Source organism: Pseudocitrobacter vendiensis (assembly GCF_943590815.1).
Taxonomy (GTDB): Bacteria; Pseudomonadota; Gammaproteobacteria; order Enterobacterales; family Enterobacteriaceae; genus Pseudocitrobacter; species Pseudocitrobacter vendiensis.
Genome location: NZ_CALSBS010000015.1, coordinates 43,251 through 59,101, shown reverse-complemented (window position 1 = coordinate 59,101; position 15,851 = coordinate 43,251). Strand labels below are relative to the sequence as shown.

General features: G+C 52.9%; 17 protein-coding genes. 13 read left to right on the top strand and 4 right to left on the bottom strand.

Annotated elements, in window-relative coordinates; all coding sequences use genetic code 11:
* Nucleotides 1-10 precede the first annotated feature (10 nt).
* Nucleotides 11-1,051: an oxidoreductase gene (locus NMC31_RS15970; protein ID WP_253898450.1), complete on the bottom strand. Its 1,041-nt coding sequence runs from the start codon at nt 1,049-1,051 to the stop codon at nt 11-13.
* A gap of 250 nt (nt 1,052-1,301) precedes the next feature.
* Here NMC31_RS15970 and blr point away from each other — a divergent pair, with 250 nt between their 5' ends.
* From blr to gstA, 13 genes are all read left to right on the top strand, one after another.
* Complete coding sequence (blr, locus tag NMC31_RS15965) at nt 1,302-1,439, top strand: division septum protein Blr (RefSeq protein WP_253898449.1); 138 nt, start codon at nt 1,302-1,304, stop codon at nt 1,437-1,439.
* A gap of 116 nt (nt 1,440-1,555) precedes the next feature.
* On the top strand, nt 1,556-2,956 hold the full coding sequence (locus NMC31_RS15960; protein ID WP_253898448.1) for a GH1 family beta-glucosidase: 1,401 nt from the start codon (nt 1,556-1,558) through the stop codon (nt 2,954-2,956).
* A 275-nt stretch (nt 2,957-3,231) separates the two neighbouring features.
* On the top strand, nt 3,232-3,447 hold the full coding sequence (ydgT, locus tag NMC31_RS15955; RefSeq protein WP_149462611.1) for a transcription modulator YdgT: 216 nt from the start codon (nt 3,232-3,234) through the stop codon (nt 3,445-3,447).
* A gap of 76 nt (nt 3,448-3,523) precedes the next feature.
* Nucleotides 3,524-3,964 carry a DUF2569 domain-containing protein gene (locus NMC31_RS15950; protein WP_149462612.1) on the top strand — a complete coding sequence of 147 codons (441 nt, stop codon included), beginning with the start codon at nt 3,524-3,526 and terminating at the stop codon, nt 3,962-3,964.
* A 77-nt stretch (nt 3,965-4,041) separates the two neighbouring features.
* Nucleotides 4,042-4,623: an electron transport complex subunit RsxA gene (gene rsxA / locus NMC31_RS15945; RefSeq protein WP_015964281.1), complete on the top strand. Its 582-nt coding sequence runs from the start codon at nt 4,042-4,044 to the stop codon at nt 4,621-4,623.
* Complete coding sequence (gene rsxB / locus NMC31_RS15940; protein WP_149462613.1) at nt 4,623-5,198, top strand: electron transport complex subunit RsxB; 576 nt, start codon at nt 4,623-4,625, stop codon at nt 5,196-5,198. Before rsxA ends, rsxB begins: the two co-directional genes overlap by 1 nt.
* Nucleotides 5,191-7,425 carry an electron transport complex subunit RsxC gene (rsxC, locus tag NMC31_RS15935; protein ID WP_253898447.1) on the top strand — a complete coding sequence of 745 codons (2,235 nt, stop codon included), beginning with the start codon at nt 5,191-5,193 and terminating at the stop codon, nt 7,423-7,425. Before rsxB ends, rsxC begins: the two co-directional genes overlap by 8 nt.
* The gene (gene rsxD / locus NMC31_RS15930; RefSeq protein WP_253898446.1) at nt 7,426-8,478 is read left to right on the top strand and encodes an electron transport complex subunit RsxD; all 1,053 of its coding nucleotides are present in this window, start codon (nt 7,426-7,428) and stop codon (nt 8,476-8,478) included.
* A gap of 9 nt (nt 8,479-8,487) precedes the next feature.
* A complete protein-coding gene (rsxG, locus tag NMC31_RS15925; RefSeq protein ID WP_253898491.1) occupies nt 8,488-9,108 on the top strand; it encodes an electron transport complex subunit RsxG in 621 nt (206 codons plus the stop codon).
* Nucleotides 9,109-9,111: 3 nt separating this feature from the next.
* On the top strand, nt 9,112-9,807 hold the full coding sequence (locus tag NMC31_RS15920; RefSeq protein ID WP_149462617.1) for an electron transport complex subunit E: 696 nt from the start codon (nt 9,112-9,114) through the stop codon (nt 9,805-9,807).
* Nucleotides 9,807-10,442 carry an endonuclease III gene (gene nth / locus NMC31_RS15915; RefSeq protein WP_149462618.1) on the top strand — a complete coding sequence of 212 codons (636 nt, stop codon included), beginning with the start codon at nt 9,807-9,809 and terminating at the stop codon, nt 10,440-10,442. The genes NMC31_RS15920 and nth overlap by 1 nt, the downstream gene beginning before the upstream one ends.
* Before the next feature lie 593 nt (nt 10,443-11,035).
* Complete coding sequence (dtpA, locus tag NMC31_RS15910; protein ID WP_149462619.1) at nt 11,036-12,541, top strand: dipeptide/tripeptide permease DtpA; 1,506 nt, start codon at nt 11,036-11,038, stop codon at nt 12,539-12,541.
* 150 nt (nt 12,542-12,691) lie between these two features.
* Nucleotides 12,692-13,297, top strand: coding sequence for a glutathione transferase GstA (gene gstA, locus NMC31_RS15905; protein ID WP_231827148.1), 606 nt, complete (start codon nt 12,692-12,694; stop codon nt 13,295-13,297).
* Nucleotides 13,298-13,404: 107 nt separating this feature from the next.
* Here gstA and tyrS read toward each other — a convergent pair whose 3' ends face one another.
* The 3 genes from tyrS to mliC form a co-directional block, all read right to left on the bottom strand.
* Nucleotides 13,405-14,679, bottom strand: coding sequence for a tyrosine--tRNA ligase (tyrS, locus tag NMC31_RS15900; RefSeq protein WP_149462621.1), 1,275 nt, complete (start codon nt 14,677-14,679; stop codon nt 13,405-13,407).
* A 124-nt stretch (nt 14,680-14,803) separates the two neighbouring features.
* Complete coding sequence (gene pdxH / locus NMC31_RS15895; RefSeq protein WP_253898445.1) at nt 14,804-15,460, bottom strand: pyridoxamine 5'-phosphate oxidase; 657 nt, start codon at nt 15,458-15,460, stop codon at nt 14,804-14,806.
* 57 nt (nt 15,461-15,517) lie between these two features.
* On the bottom strand, nt 15,518-15,841 hold the full coding sequence (gene mliC, locus NMC31_RS15890) for a C-type lysozyme inhibitor (RefSeq protein WP_015964270.1): 324 nt from the start codon (nt 15,839-15,841) through the stop codon (nt 15,518-15,520).
* Nucleotides 15,842-15,851: the final 10 nt, after the last annotated feature.

Genomic DNA, 15,851 nt, shown 5'->3' with positions numbered 1-15,851 from the left:
ATTACCTTCATCAGGTCAGAGAAAGCACCGCGCGATGTTTCGCGGATTCAATCCCCAGTTCAATCAATTCCATAATCTGAATGGCCTGGCTTGCCGGAACCGGATTCTCACCCGCGCCGTTTAACGCATCACGAATCGCCGCGTAATAAGCCGGGTAGTTGCCCGGTATAGTGAGCAGCGTCTCTTCAACACGATCTTCACCGCCAACGCGCGTCAGCACGCCATCGCGCATGTCGTAGCCCCAGTCTTCCTGTGGCAGGCGTTCACCATTCTTCAGGCGTTCTTCCTGCGGGTCGAGGCCATACTTCACGTAGCTGGCTCGCGAGCCGTGCACGATATAACGCGCAGTTTCAGCAGCAGCCAACAACGTGCCATGCAACACCACACGGCGTTGCGGATACACCAGCACCGCATGGAAGTAATCCGTCGCCTGCGCGCCTGGACGCAGTTGCGCGAGATCGACGGACAAACTGACCGGCAAACCAAAAAGATTCACCGCCTGGTCGAGCAAATGCGGGCCTAAATCGTACCAGATACCGCTGCCGGGGCCTGCCATCTCACGCCAGCGATTACGCACCTGCGGGCGATAACGGTCAAAGTGGGATTCAAAATAAGCCACCTCGCCCAGTCGCCCTTCATTAATCAGCGACTTCACGGTTAAGAAATCGCTGTCCCAGCGACGATTATGAAACACTGACAACAATTTACCCTGGCTTTTTGCCAGCGCATCCAGTTCACGCGCTTGTGACAGTGTCACGGTGAAGGGTTTATCCACCACCACATGTTTACCCGCCTCAAGCGCAGCTTTCGCCAGCGGAAAGTGGGTATCGTTCGGCGTAGGAATCACCACCAGGTCAATAGTGGGATCGGCGAAAATATGTTTAGGTTCAGAGACCACGCTGACGTTGGGCCAGTCGGCTTTCACTTTTTCAGCGTCACTACTGGACACCACGGCCAGATCCATTCCCGGCGTTCCGCTGATAAGCGGCGCATGAAAGGTTTTACTGGCATAACCATACCCAATTAATCCGACACGAATACTGTCACTCATAATAGCCTCTTAACTGTGCTGTTTTTGTCCGACCCGGAGAAGCACCCGTCGCAGTGTAATCGATTTCTTATTTCACAACATATTGCGGTGATGAACAACAGATTAATAACAGTATGGTGTACAGAGAGGGGTAATTATCGGAAAAAAAGCTGAAGACATGAATCGTTTCGGCTGAAGACTTGCGTTGTGCGCCAGGCGAGGTAAGATCTTAGTCCGTATCATTAATTTTGTCGAAATTGTCTTAATTACTATGTCTATTGTCTTTACACGGATCGTTGAACTGATCGGTTGGGGCGTACTTAGCGTCTCAGTTCTTCTTCTTGTTATTGCGCATCACATTGATAACTACCAACCGCCAGAGCCGATTACGGCGGTACAAAAGAAATAAGTCTGCGCGCTGAACAGTGATGGCGATCGCAACTGTGTAACCGGTTTCTGAAACCGGTTGCAACCCCCTCTTTCTCCTCTTTACACTCAACTTATTGCACAAATAAGGAGAGTTTCATGGCTGCTTTTCCAAAAGATTTCCTCTGGGGTGCTGCAACCGCAGCCTATCAGGTCGAAGGCGCGCACGATGAAGATGGCAAAGGGCTGTCTATCTGGGACGTGTTTTCTCATCTGCCCGGAACGACTTATCAGGGAACCAACGGCGATGTCGCCGTAGACCACTACCACCGTATGCAGGAAGATGTCGCGCTCATGGCGGAGATGGGCCTGCAAAGCTACCGTTTTTCCATCTCCTGGCCGCGTTTATTACCGAATGGTCGTGGCGAGGTTAATGAAGCCGGGGTTAAATTTTACAGCGATTTGATTGATGCCCTGCTGGCGCACAATATTGTGCCGATGATTACGCTTTATCACTGGGATTTACCCCAGGCGTTGCAGGATGAAGGCGGCTGGGAAGTCCGTTCAACGGCGGAAGCCTTCGAAGAGTACGCTCGTCTGTGCTACACCCGCTTCGGTTCGCGCGTCAAACTCTGGGCGACGTTTAACGAAACCATCGTTTTTATCGGTCACGGCTATATTACCGGTAGCCATCCGCCGTCGGTGAAAGACCCGGCCCGGGCTATTCAGGCTTGCCACCAGGTCTTTATCGCTCATGCCATGGCGGTAAAAGCCTTCCGTGAAATGAACATTGACGGTCAAATTGGCTTTGTTAACGTACTGCAACCGCATACGCCGCTCTCTGATTCGCCAGAAGATACCGTCGCAAGCGAATTGGCTGACGCCATTCACACCCACTGGCTTTACGATCCGGTGCTGAAAGGCACCTACCCGGCGGAACTTCTTGCCCAAACGCAGGCGCTGTGGGGCGTTCCGCGCTTTGTGCCTGGCGATGATGAGTTATTGCGTAACTATCGCTGCGATTTTATCGGCCTGAATTACTACCGTCGCGAGACCGTGACCGCTAATTCGGGCGAGACGCTTACCCAGTCCAATCATAGTGGCGAAAAAAATAGCGGCGGCGAATTTGGCTTTAAAGGCTTGTTCAAATTTGTCCGTAATCCCAACGGCATTTATACGGATTGGGACTGGGAGATTTGGCCGCAAGGGTTGACCGACGGCATAATGATGATTAAAGAACGCTACGGCGACATCCCCATCTACATTACGGAAAACGGACTTGGCGCCAAAGATCCGATTGTTGACGGCAACATCGTTGACCAACCGCGCATCGATTATTTAAGGATGCATATTGATGCACTGGAAAAAGCGATTGCGTTGGGTGCAGATGTACGCGGTTATTATCCGTGGTCGTTCATAGACCTGCTAAGCTGGCTGAACGGTTACAAAAAACAGTATGGTTTTGTTTATGTCGATCATCAGCAAAACCTTGCCCGTAAGCGCAAGAAAAGCTTTTACTGGTATAAAGAAGTGATTAACAGCCACGGCAACGTGCGCTAATCCGCTCCGGGCGCCCTGGGGCGCCCAAACACTTTTCGTGATAACGTCATTTCCTGCGATATATCAATAACGCCATTTTCTGTTCTTGAATTTGTCATTTATAACCCAAATAATTACGGCGTCCTGAAGAGAGTATGCCCGTTGCGGGCTGAACTCTTAACGAAAACAGGTGTCGATAAACTGGTTTTCAGACTTAGCGATGCGCCCTTGCGGTGTTGTGCTTTTGCGCCCCTTCAGGCCCTGCGTGATTTAACATTATAAATGGATACCTACAAATGACCGTCCTGGATTATTTATTGAAATTCCGTAAAGTCAGCTCGTTGGACAATCTCGAAAAACTTTATGACCATCTTAACTATTCACTTTCCGACACCCATGAATTAATCAATATGTATCGTGCTGCGGATCACCGTCGGGCAGAACTGGTTTCTGGCGGTCGTTTGTTCGATATCGGCCACGTACCAAAATCCGTTTGGCATTACGTGCAGTAACTATTGTTATCATCAGCGTCAGTTGCTTATACTCCACCGCCATATTTATAACTGACGCTGATAATCAGGAGACGAAATGTCGTCAAATTCTGCAGAACGAATTGGTGGATGGTTGCTCGGCCCGCTGGCGTGGTTGTTAGTTGCGCTGCTCAGCATCAGTCTGCAATTGCTGATGTTCGTTAACGCCCTGCTTAATCCGCAGATCCTGAGCCTGTTAAAAGCACAAAGCAGCACGCATCTGGCCCTTTGGATTCTTTCTTTAGCGTTCGTTATTGCCATGTGGTATTACACGCTGTGGCTGACCATTGCTTTCTTTAAGCGCCGTAAAAATGTGCCTAAGCACTATATTATCTGGTTACTGGTCTCATTATTGCTGGCGCTAAAGGCCTTTGCATTTGCACCTGTATCCGACATCATCGCGCTGCGCCAGCTTTTACTGCCACTCGCCGCTGCAGCGCTGATTGTGCCATACCTAAAACGCTCATCCCGCGTAAAGCGTACGTTTGTGAACCCTTAATAACCACACTCTTGCCCTGTTGTCGATGAACGCGCTTTCCGCGATAATAGGCGGCTTTTTTTGTTACAGGTCGAATGATGACTGACTATTTATTGCTTTTTATCGGTACCGTACTGGTAAATAACTTCGTCCTGGTGAAGTTCCTCGGGCTGTGTCCGTTTATGGGCGTGTCCAAAAAGCTGGAAACAGCAATGGGCATGGGGCTCGCGACCACCTTCGTGATGACGCTGGCGTCCATTTGCGCATGGTTGATTGATACCTGGATCCTGATTCCGCTTAATCTGATTTATCTGCGCACGCTGGCCTTTATTCTGGTGATTGCCGTTGTGGTGCAGTTCACCGAAATGGTAGTGCGCAAAACCAGCCCGGCGCTCTATCGTCTGCTGGGCATCTTTTTACCGCTGATCACCACCAACTGCGCGGTGCTCGGCGTGGCGCTGCTCAACATTAACCTCGGCCATAACTTTTTGCAGTCGGCGCTGTATGGCTTCTCCGCCGCCGTCGGTTTCTCACTGGTGATGGTATTGTTTGCCTCTATTCGCGAACGCCTGGTGGTGTCGAACGTGCCTGCGCCGTTTCGCGGTAACGCCATTGCGCTGATTACCGCAGGGTTAATGTCTTTGGCGTTTATGGGCTTTAGCGGGTTGGTGAAGTTGTAATGATGACCTTCTGGATTGCCGTCGCCGCTATCAGCGTTTTAGGGCTGATTTTCGGCGTCATACTGGGATACGCCTCACGCCGTTTCGCGGTGGAAGATGACCCGGTAGTTGAAAAAATTGATGAACTCTTACCGCAAAGCCAGTGCGGGCAGTGCGGCTATCCGGGCTGTCGCCCCTATGCCGAAGCGGTAAGCAACGGTGAAAAAATTAACTGCTGCGCCCCCGGCGGCGAAGCGGTAATGCTGAAAATTGCCGAATTACTTAACGTCGATCCGCAACCTGTCGACGGCGATACCGCCGTTCAGGAACCGGCGCGGATGCTGGCCGTGATCGACGAAAACAACTGTATCGGTTGTACCAAGTGCATTCAGGCATGCCCGGTGGACGCCATTGTCGGCGCAACCCGCGCGATGCACACGGTGATGAGCGACCTCTGCACTGGCTGCAACCTCTGCGTTGCGCCCTGCCCGACTCAGTGTATTGAACTGCGCCCGGTCGCCACCACAACCGACAGCTGGAAGTGGGATCTGCAAAGTATCCCGGTACGTAATATTCCTGTGGAACACCATGCTTAAGTTATTTTCCGCGTTCAGAAAAGAAAAAATCTGGGATTTCGATGGGGGGATTCACCCACCGGAAATGAAAACTCAGTCTAATGGCACGCCGCTGCGCCAGGTTCCCCTTGCGCAGCGTTTCGTCATTCCTCTGAAGCAACATATTGGTGCTGAAGGCGAGTTGTGCGTGAAGCCCGGCGATCGCGTGCTGCGCGGTCAACCGTTGACGCGCGGCTGGGGGCGAATGCTGCCTGTACATGCGCCAACCTCCGGAACCGTTGTCGCCATTGAGCCGCATGCCACGGCACACCCTTCCGCTTTGCCGGAGATGAGCGTCATTATTGATGCCGATGGCGAAGATCAGTGGATCTCGCGCGACGGCTGGCACGATTACCAGAACCGTTCACGTGAAGAATTGATTGAGCGAATTCATCAGTTTGGCGTCGCAGGCCTTGGCGGTGCGGGTTTCCCGACCGGCACAAAACTGCGCGGCGGCGGCGATAAAATCACCACGCTGATTATCAATGCGGCGGAGTGTGAGCCTTATATCACGGCGGATGACCGGCTGATGCAGGATTGCGCGGCGCAGGTTATCGAAGGTATTCGTATCCTGGGTCATATTCTGCAACCACAGCAGATTCTGATTGGTATTGAAGATAACAAACCGCAGGCCATATCAATGCTGCGTGCGGTGCTGGCGGGCGCGCATGATATCAGCCTGCGGGTCATTCCCACCAAATATCCGTCGGGTGGCGCGAAGCAATTAACGCAAATCCTCACTGGCAAGCAGGTTCCACACGGCGGTCGTTCATCCGATATTGGCGTACTGATGCAAAACGTCGGTACCGCGTTTGCAGTGAAACGCGCGGTGATAGACGGTGAACCCTTAACCGAGCGCGTGGTGACCTTAACCGGTGAATCCGTGAGTCGGCCGGGTAACGTTTGGGCGCGTCTGGGCACGCCGGTCAGCCATCTGCTCGAAGACGCGGGTTTCTGTCCTTCTGCCGAACAGCTTGTGATTATGGGCGGCCCGTTAATGGGCTTTACCCTGCCCTGGCTGGACGTCCCGGTAGTTAAAATCACCAACTGTCTGCTGGCGCCATCGCCATCGGAAATGGGCGTGCCTGAAGAAGAAAAAAGCTGCATTCGCTGCAGCGCCTGTGCAGATGCCTGCCCGGCCGATCTTCTGCCGCAGCAGCTTTACTGGTTCAGTAAGGGCCAGCAGCACGATAAAGCGACTGCGCATAATATCTCTGATTGCATCGAGTGCGGCGCCTGCGCGTGGGTCTGCCCCAGCAGCATTCCCCTGGTGCAGTACTTCCGTCAGGAAAAAGCAGAAATATCAGCAATTCGTCTCGAAGAGCAGCGTGCCGCAGAAGCGAAAGCCCGCTTTGAAGCACGTCAGAACCGTCTTGAGCGTGAAAAACTGGCGCGTGCGGAGCGCCATAAAAAAGCAGCCGTACAGCCCGCAGCGAAAGATCAGGATGCGATCAATGCCGCACTGGCACGCGTGAAAGAGAAGCAGCAACAGGCCACGCAGCCGGTCATCATTAAAGCAGGCGCACTGCCTGATAACAGCGCCGTAATTGCAGCCCGCGAAGCACGCAAGGCGAAAGCCCGTGCTGCACAGGCAGAAAAACAATCATCTGAAAGCGGTGATGCCGTTGATCCGCGTAAGGCCGCCGTTGAAGCCGCTATCGCGCGGGCCAAAGCCCGTAAAGCGGAGCAGCAACCGGCCAGCGAGCCTGTTGCTGTAACGGAAACGGTTGATCCACGCAAAGCTGCTGTCGAAGCCGCCATCGCACGCGCTAAAGCGCGTAAAGCGGAGCAGCACGCGGCCAGTGAGCCTGTCGCGGTCACGGAAACGGTTGATCCGCGTAAAGCCGCCGTTGAAGCCGCTATTGCACGCGCTAAAGCGCGTAAAGCGGAGCAGCACGCGGCCAGTGAGCCCGTCGCGGTCACGGAAACGGTTGATCCGCGAAAAGCCGCGGTTGAAGCCGCTATTGCACGTGCCAAAGCGCGTAAAGCAGAGCAGCAAGCGGCCAGTGAACCTGCGGCAACAGCGGAAGCCGTTGATCCGCGTAAGGCCGCCGTTGAAGCCGCCATCGCGCGCGCCAAAGCGCGTAAAGCCGAACAACAGGCCGCAAATGAGTCGGCTGCCAATGATGATCCACGCAAAGCGGCCGTTGCGGCAGCGATTGCCCGCGTTCAGGCGAAAAAAGCCGCGCAAGCTGTAAACGAGGAATAAATGGTTTTCAAGATAGCGAGTTCCCCTTATACCCATAACCAACGCCAGACATCGCGTATCATGATGCTGGTGATTTTGGCCGCCCTACCCGGCATCGCGGTGCAAAGCTGTTTTTTCGGCTGGGGAACCCTGATTCAGCTTCTTCTGGCCTCGCTGACGGCCTGGGCGACAGAATCGTTCATATTGCGTCTGCGTAAGCAGGCTATTGCTGCAACACTTGCGGATAACTCGGCCTGGCTAACCGGCATTCTGCTGGCCATCAGTATCCCACCTTTCGCCCCGTGGTGGATGGTGGTATTGGGCACCGCCTTTGCGGTGATCATCGCCAAACAGTTGTATGGTGGCTTAGGGCAGAACCCGTTTAACCCGGCGATGATTGGCTATGTTGTGCTGCTGATCTCCTTCCCGGTGCAGATGACCTCCTGGCTACCGCCGCATGAAATTGCCGCCAACACACCCGGTTTTATCGACGCATTACAGGTGATTTTTACCGGCCACACCACTGCGGGCCAGGACATGAATGCGCTGAAAATGGGCATTGATGGCATCAGCCAGGCCACACCGCTGGATACCTTTAAAACGTCGCTCCATGCAGGTCATTCAGTAGAGAGCATCATGCAATCGTCGATATATCACGGTGCGCTGGCAGGCATTGGCTGGCAGTGGGTCAACCTGGCATATCTGGCAGGCGGGCTGTTTTTACTGTGGAAAGGCGCCATTCGCTGGCACATTCCGGTGAGCTTCCTGTTGAGTCTGGCAGTCTGTGCAACACTTGGCTGGCTGTTTAACCCGGAAAATGTCGCCTCGCCGCAAATGCATTTATTGTCCGGCGCGACCATGCTGGGTGCATTCTTTATTCTGACCGATCCGGTGACCGCCTCAACCACCAACCGTGGACGCCTGATTTTCGGTGCGCTGGCGGGCCTGCTGGTGTGGTTGATTCGCAGCTTCGGGGGTTACCCGGATGGCGTTGCTTTTGCCGTATTGCTGGCGAACATTACCGTACCGTTGATTGACTACTATACGCGCCCGCGCGTTTACGGCCATCGCTGAGGATTGATGATGTTAAAAACGATGCGTAAGCACGGGGTAACCCTGGCACTGTTTGCCGCAGGCTCAACCGGTCTGACAGCGGCTATCGACCAGTTGACCAAAAACACCATCGCCGATCAGGCAGCTAAACAGCAGAACGCACTGTTTGAACAGGTGATTCCGGCTGACCGCTATAATAACGATTTGCTGCAAAGCTGCTATCTGGTAACCGCACCGGCTCTTGGGAAAGGTACGCATAAGGTCTATATTGCGCGTCAGGGCGAACAGGCCGTCGCCGCCGTGATGGAAGCGACCGCACCGGATGGCTACTCTGGCGCCATTCAGCTTTTGGTCGGTGCTGATTTCAGCGGTACCGTGCTGGGCAGCCGTGTGACTGAGCATCACGAGACACCGGGACTGGGCGATAAAATTGAGCTGCGAATTTCCGACTGGATCACTCATTTTGCCGGGAAAACCATTGCGGGCGAGAGCGATGCAGCGTGGGCGGTGAAAAAAGATGGCGGCCAGTTCGATCAGTTTACCGGCGCGACCATTACGCCTCGCGCTGTTGTAAATGCGGTAAAACGTGCCGGGCTTTACGCTCAAACGTTACCGAATCAACTTTCTAACCTGCAGGCCTGTGGAGAGTAAACCATGAGCGAAGTCAAAGAGGTCATTGTCCAGGGGCTGTGGAAAAACAACTCCGCACTGGTTCAGTTGCTGGGGATGTGTCCGCTTCTGGCAGTGACGTCAACGGCCACCAATGCGTTGGGGCTCGGTCTGGCCACCACCCTGGTTCTGACGTTAACCAACTTTGCCATCTCCTGCCTGCGTCGCTGGACGCCTGCGGAGATTCGTATTCCTATCTACGTGATGATTATCGCCTCGGTCGTGAGCGCCGTGCAAATGCTGATCAACGCTTACGCCTTCGGCCTCTATCAGTCGTTGGGGATTTTTATCCCGCTGATCGTGACCAACTGTATTGTCGTGGGGCGTGCTGAAGCCTTTGCTGCCAAAAAAGGGCCGGCGTTATCGGCTCTGGATGGTTTTGCTATCGGCATGGGCGCGACCTGCACCATGTTTGTGCTGGGCTCCCTCCGCGAGTTGTTAGGTAATGGTACGTTGTTCGACGGCGCGGACGGTCTGCTGGGCAACTGGGCGAAAGTACTGCGTATCGAAGTGTTTCATACCGATACCCCTTTCCTGTTAGCGATGCTCCCGCCAGGTGCTTTTATTGGCCTGGGCATGCTGCTGGCGATTAAATATCTGATTGATGAACGGACGAAACAACGCAAGGCGAAAGCCGTGCCTGCCACGGACGTCGGCGTTGAAACTGCTGAGAAGGCCTGATGAATAAAGCAAAACGGCTGGAGATTTTAAGCCGCCTGCGGGACAACAACCCGCATCCGACCACTGAACTCAATTTTAGCTCCCCTTTCGAGCTGCTGATCGCGGTGCTACTTTCCGCACAGGCGACGGATGTGAGCGTCAATAAAGCCACGGCAAAACTCTATCCGGTCGCTAATACGCCACAGGCGATGCTGGAGCTGGGCGTGGACGGCGTGAAGTCTTATATCAAGACCATCGGCCTGTTTAACAGCAAAGCCGAGAACGTGATAAAAACCTGCCGGATGCTGATAGAGTTGCATAATGGTGAAGTCCCGGAAGATCGCGCGGCGCTTGAAGCGCTGCCAGGCGTGGGGCGCAAAACGGCCAACGTGGTGCTTAATACCGCGTTTGGCTGGCCGACCATCGCGGTTGATACCCATATCTTCCGCGTCTGTAATCGCACGCAGTTTGCTCCCGGCAAGAACGTCGAGCAGGTTGAAGAAAAGCTTCTGAAAGTTGTACCGGCAGAGTTTAAGGTCGATTGTCACCATTGGTTGATTCTCCATGGCCGCTACACCTGCATTGCCCGCAAACCGCGTTGTGGTTCCTGCATCATCGAAGATCTCTGTGAATTCAAAGAGAAGGTCGATATCTAGCCTTTCAAGGCGGCCATTTCTCCTACTTGTGCCGCCACTATTCTCTGCCGTTACGCTGTTAATCATTAGAATATGGGAAATTAGTGGTGTGAATGCCATGCATTAAACACTTATTCTGGTTAATTCTTTTTTTATCACCTGAATTTTCTATATTCATTTGATTTTGAACAGCATAGTAACATTATGTTATCTCGATGTTATCTTCTGCTCATATAACGCCCATCAATTCAATGTGTCATCGTGATGACACGAGACGATCAACCAGTTATTTTTCAGAATCCAGGCTATATCACTACTTCAAAAGCGAATCAGCAGAAGATATGGTCACTACGCCATTTTTCGCCCCGGTCAGCAGAGTAAAACGCTACCTAATGGCGATGCGTAAAATTTAAATCTAAATAACATTTATATATCTGGTCATTTGTAGTAACTTACGTATTTGTAACAGAGTATGACAAAAGCCTTGTGCGAAAGCACGGGATAGTGAACATTACTCCCCGTTTCCCCTCCAGAATAACTATAAAGGCGGATGTCGATACGAATTTCCGCCCAGTAACGCCCCGTTAAGATGGGATGTAAAAAAAGAGGTATATGTGTCTACTGCAAACAATAAACCAACTGAAAGCGTAAGTTTGAACGCTTTTAAACAACCAAAAGCGTTCTATTTGATCTTCTCGATTGAACTTTGGGAACGTTTTGGTTACTACGGCTTGCAAGGTATTATGGCTGTCTACCTGGTTAAACAACTGGGTATGTCCGAAGCCGATTCGATTACGTTGTTTTCCTCCTTCAGTGCCCTGGTCTACGGTTTAGTCGCTATTGGCGGCTGGCTGGGCGACAAAATTCTGGGGACTAAACGCGTTATTATGCTGGGCGCAATTGTGCTGGCGATTGGTTATGCGCTCGTTGCATGGTCTGGTCATGACGCCGCTATTGTGTACATGGGTATGGCGACCATTGCGGTCGGTAACGGCCTGTTCAAAGCGAACCCGTCTTCCCTGCTGTCTACCTGTTATGAGAAAGATGACCCACGTCTGGACGGTGCATTTACCATGTACTACATGTCCGTCAACATCGGTTCCTTCTTCTCTATGCTGGCAACGCCGTGGCTGGCTGCGAAATTTGGCTGGAGCGTCGCGTTCGCACTGAGCGTTGTGGGTATGCTGATTACCGTTGTGAACTTCGCGTTCTGCCAGCGTTGGGTGAAACAGTACGGTTCTAAACCTGACTTTGAGCCAATTAATTACCGTAACCTGCTGCTGACTATCGTGGGTGTTGTTGTTCTGGTCACTATCGCGACCTGGCTGCTGCACAACCAGGATATCGCACGCATGGTACTGGGTGTGGTTGCGCTGGGTATTGTGATTATCTTTGGTAAAGAAGCGTTCGCAATGCAGGGTGCTGCACGCCGTAAAATGATTGTGGCGTTCATCCTGATGCTGGAAGCGATTGTGTTCTTCGTTCTCTACAGCCAGATGCCGACCTCGCTGAACTTCTTCGCCATCCGTAACGTTGAGCATTCCATTCTGGGTATCGCGTTTGAGCCGGAACAGTATCAGGCGCTGAACCCGTTCTGGATCATCATCGGTAGCCCGATTCTGGCCGCTATCTACAACAAGATGGGCGACCGTCTGCCGATGCCGCACAAGTTTGCTATCGGTATGGTGCTTTGCTCTGGTGCCTTCCTGGTGCTGCCGCTGGGTGCGAAATTCGCCACCGACGCAGGTATCGTTTCCGTAAACTGGCTGATCCTGAGCTACTGCCTGCAGAGTATCGGTGAACTGATGATCTCCGGACTTGGTCTGGCAATGGTTGCACAACTGGTTCCGCAGCGTCTGATGGGCTTCATCATGGGTAGCTGGTTCCTGACCACTGCCGGTGCGGCACTGATTGCTGGTCGTGTGGCGAACCTGATGGCAGTACCTGAAAACGTTACAGACCCGCTGATGTCGCTGGACGTCTACGGTAAAGTCTTCCTGCAGATTGGCGTTGCTACCGGTGTTATCGCTGTGCTGATGCTGCTGACCGCGTCGAAACTGAATCGCATGACTCAGGACGACGACAAAACCGTAACTGCGCAGAAAACCGCTTCCGCGTAATGTCATCGGGAAACATTTGAATTTGAGCCGTTAACGCGAGTTAACGGCTTTTTTTTTATCATCGCTGGCACTAACATAGCGAGATGCCCTTCGTCACCTCTGCGTGGCACAAGATAAAAAACCGATGACATCTGCCAGAAGGAGTTCGCCATGAAGCTGTTTTATAAACCCGGTGCCTGTTCCCTCGCGTCGCATATTTCGCTACGTGAAAGTGGGCTGGATTTCACACTCGTGGGCGTAGACCTGCAAAAGAAAGTGACTGAAACCGGGGAAAATTTCCTGCAAACCAACCCGAAAGGACAGGTTCCCACGCTCCAGCTGGACGACAACACCGTTCTGACCGAAGGCGTTGCCATCATGCAGTATATTGCCGACAGCGTCGCCGACCGTCAGCTTCTCGCACCGGTCAGCAGCATCAGCCGCTATAAAACGCTGGAATGGCTTAACTTCATCGCTACCGAACTGCACAAGGGCTTTACTCCCCTGTTCCGCCCGGATACGCCGGAAGATTACAAACCGACTGCTCGCGCGCTGCTGGACAAAAAAATGGCCTATATCGATAGCGAGCTTGCCGATTGTGAATGGATTAGCGGCTCGCGCTTTACGATTGCCGATGCGTATCTGTTTACCGTCCTGCGCTGGGCATTTGCGGTAAAACTGGAGATGAGCGGTTATAAAAATATTGCGGCCTATATGGCACGGGTCGCGGCGCGTCCTGCCGTTGCGGCAGCGATGGCGGCGGAAGGTCTGAAATAACACTAAACAATGCCGGATAAGCGCAAATGCCATCCGGCAAGATGCCGCAACAGATGTAAAAAAGGGCGTGATTTCTCACGCCCTTTTTTCATTTCTGTTGCGCTGAATTACTTCCAGCACACCAGGCAGTAGTTTTTCTTACCACGACGCAGCAGCGTGTAGCGGCCATACAGACGATCGCTTTCGCTAAAAGTATATTCCGGATCGGCCTGTTTCTCACCATTGATGGTGACCGCGTTCGAAGCGATAGTTTTACGCGCCTGGCCACGAGACGGTTGAAGCTCAGAGTCCACCAGCGCCTGCATCAAATCAGCGCCTTTCTCCATCTCAACCATCGGTACGCCATCCTGTGCCAGCTGTTCGAAGTCTGCTTCGCTCAGCGCGCTCAGGGTGCCGTTAAACAGACTTTCAGTAATACGTTTTGCTGCCACCAGACCTTCTTCGCCATGGACCAGACGAGTAACCTGTTCGGCCAGAACGTACTGGGCACGCGGGGCTTTACCGCTGTTTTTGTCTTCTTCTTCCAGCGCATTGATCTCTTCAATGTCCATGAACGTGAAGAATTTCAGGAAGCGATAAACGTCAGCATCAGCGGTGTTAATCCAGAACTGGTAGAACTTATACGGGCTGGTTTTCTTCGGATCGAGCCATACCGCGCCGCCTTCGGTTTTACCGAACTTGGTACCGTCTGCTTTGGTGATCAGCGGAACCGTCAGGCCGAATACCTGATTCTGGTGCAGACGACGGGTCAAATCGATACCGGAGGTGATGTTGCCCCACTGGTCAGATCCGCCAATCTGCAGCGCAACGCCGTGCAGTTTGTTCAGGCAGGCAAAGTCATAGCCCTGCAACAGGTTATAGGAGAACTCGGTGAAGGAGATGCCCTGATCGTCACGGTTCAGACGCTGCTTAACCGCTTCTTTGTTGATCATCTGATTAACGGAGAAGTGCTTGCCGATATCACGCAGGAAGGTCAGCACATTCATGCCACCAAACCAGTCGTAGTTATTCGCAGCAATGGCTGAGTTGTCGCCACAATTGAAATCGAGGAACGGCGCAACCTGTTTGCGGATTTTATCCACCCACTCCTGAACCGTATCTTCAGTGTTCAGTTTACGCTCGGCAGCTTTGAAGCTCGGGTCGCCAATCAGACCGGTTGCGCCACCTACCAGTGCTACAGGCTTGTGGCCCGCTTGCTGGAAGCGTTTCAGGCATAACAATGGAACAAGATGCCCCAAATGCAAGCTGTCAGCGGTGGGATCGAAGCCGCAATAGAGCGCGATCGGGCCTTGCGCCAGTCGCTCTGCTAACGCTTCCTCGTCCGTCACCTGGGCCACGAGGCCCCGCTCTTGCAATTGTTTAATCAAGTTACTGCTTGCCATCAAATTCTCCATGTATAAACGACTGCACCTCTGTCGGTACACGACTTTTTCGCCTGACGCGAAAGGGATATAGAATAAAGCGCCAGCCCTTTTAGCACCAGCGCTTAACGCAACAATTTTGCCCTTAAGGCGCGAGTCGGTCGATTTTCCAGTCGTTCACGTCGCGTTGATATAAAAAACGGTCGTGCAGACGGTGTTCACCGCCCTGCCAGAACTCCATCTGTTCGATAGAGACGCGATATCCGCCCCAGAAACTCGGCAGCGGGACGTCGCCCTGCTGGAACTTCTGTTTCAGTTCAAGAAATTTGCTTTCGAGGATGCCGCGCGCAGAAATACGGCTCGATTGTTTTGATACCCAGGCACCAATTTGGCTGTCGCGCGGGCGGCTGTGGAAGTATTTAACCACTTCAAGTGTAGAGAGACGCTCCGCTTTGCCGGTGACCATCACCTGACGTTCCAGCGTATGCCAGGGGAACAACAGGCTGATACGCGGATTCTGTTCCAGATGGTGCGCTTTGCGGCTGCCCAGGTTGGTGTAGAACACCATGCCTTTTTCATCATAGTGCTTGAGCAAAACAATACGCTGGTAGGGTTGCCCGTTTTCGTCAACGGTCGCCACCACCATCGCGGTAGGATCGGCAAGCTTCGCCTCACAAGCCTGAGACAACCAGCGCTCGAACAGCGTCAGCGGGTCAGCGGGAAGATCGCGGCGGCGGAGACCGCCACGGGTATACTCTCGGCGCAGATGCGCAATTTGCTGCAATTCGTCGTTATCGGACATAGCGATTGTGATTGTCAGAAATGGGTAGCGTTATTGTGCGCCGCCCGGGTGAAAATCTCAACGCTTGGGGTTTTGTAACTGACAGTTATTCAGCACGATACGGTCACGTTTGTAGACGGTAGCGTCGTTGCCTTTCGACCAAAAAACATAAATGCCGTCAGTATAACGCGCCCCGGATGCCGATAGCCCCTGCGGCAGATGCAACTGCTGGTTGTCATAAACGAAGCTGACTTCCTGGCGCGGATTATTCAGTTTGACGGTAAGTGGTTTCTCATCACACTGGTACTCCAGCGTGTCGGTTTGCATCCGTTCCATAAACTGGTTGTAGGTGCTGCAACCAGCCAGCATTAAAGGAATAACAGCGATAAGTAGTTTTTTCATTGGCGTGCCT

Bases quoted from the DNA above. Each gene is read 5' to 3' on its own strand.
- NMC31_RS15950 (WP_149462612.1), top strand. From the start codon at position 3,524: ATGTCGTCAAATTCTGCAGAACGAATTGGTGGATGGTTGCTCGGCCCG.
- ydgT (WP_149462611.1), top strand. From the start codon at position 3,232: ATGACCGTCCTGGATTATTTATTGAAATTCCGTAAAGTCAGCTCGTTG.
- NMC31_RS15960 (WP_253898448.1), top strand. From the start codon at position 1,556: ATGGCTGCTTTTCCAAAAGATTTCCTCTGGGGTGCTGCAACCGCAGCC.
- rsxA (WP_015964281.1), top strand. From the start codon at position 4,042: ATGACTGACTATTTATTGCTTTTTATCGGTACCGTACTGGTAAATAAC.
- rsxB (WP_149462613.1), top strand. From the start codon at position 4,623: ATGATGACCTTCTGGATTGCCGTCGCCGCTATCAGCGTTTTAGGGCTG.
- pdxH (WP_253898445.1), bottom strand. From the start codon at position 15,460: ATGTCCGATAACGACGAATTGCAGCAAATTGCGCATCTGCGCCGAGAG.
- NMC31_RS15920 (WP_149462617.1), top strand. From the start codon at position 9,112: ATGAGCGAAGTCAAAGAGGTCATTGTCCAGGGGCTGTGGAAAAACAAC.
- rsxC (WP_253898447.1), top strand. From the start codon at position 5,191: ATGCTTAAGTTATTTTCCGCGTTCAGAAAAGAAAAAATCTGGGATTTC.
- tyrS (WP_149462621.1), bottom strand. From the start codon at position 14,679: ATGGCAAGCAGTAACTTGATTAAACAATTGCAAGAGCGGGGCCTCGTG.
- blr (WP_253898449.1), top strand. From the start codon at position 1,302: ATGTCTATTGTCTTTACACGGATCGTTGAACTGATCGGTTGGGGCGTA.
- gstA (WP_231827148.1), top strand. From the start codon at position 12,692: ATGAAGCTGTTTTATAAACCCGGTGCCTGTTCCCTCGCGTCGCATATT.
- rsxD (WP_253898446.1), top strand. From the start codon at position 7,426: ATGGTTTTCAAGATAGCGAGTTCCCCTTATACCCATAACCAACGCCAG.
- NMC31_RS15970 (WP_253898450.1), bottom strand. From the start codon at position 1,051: ATGAGTGACAGTATTCGTGTCGGATTAATTGGGTATGGTTATGCCAGT.
- mliC (WP_015964270.1), bottom strand. From the start codon at position 15,841: ATGAAAAAACTACTTATCGCTGTTATTCCTTTAATGCTGGCTGGTTGC.
- rsxG (WP_253898491.1), top strand. From the start codon at position 8,488: ATGTTAAAAACGATGCGTAAGCACGGGGTAACCCTGGCACTGTTTGCC.
- nth (WP_149462618.1), top strand. From the start codon at position 9,807: ATGAATAAAGCAAAACGGCTGGAGATTTTAAGCCGCCTGCGGGACAAC.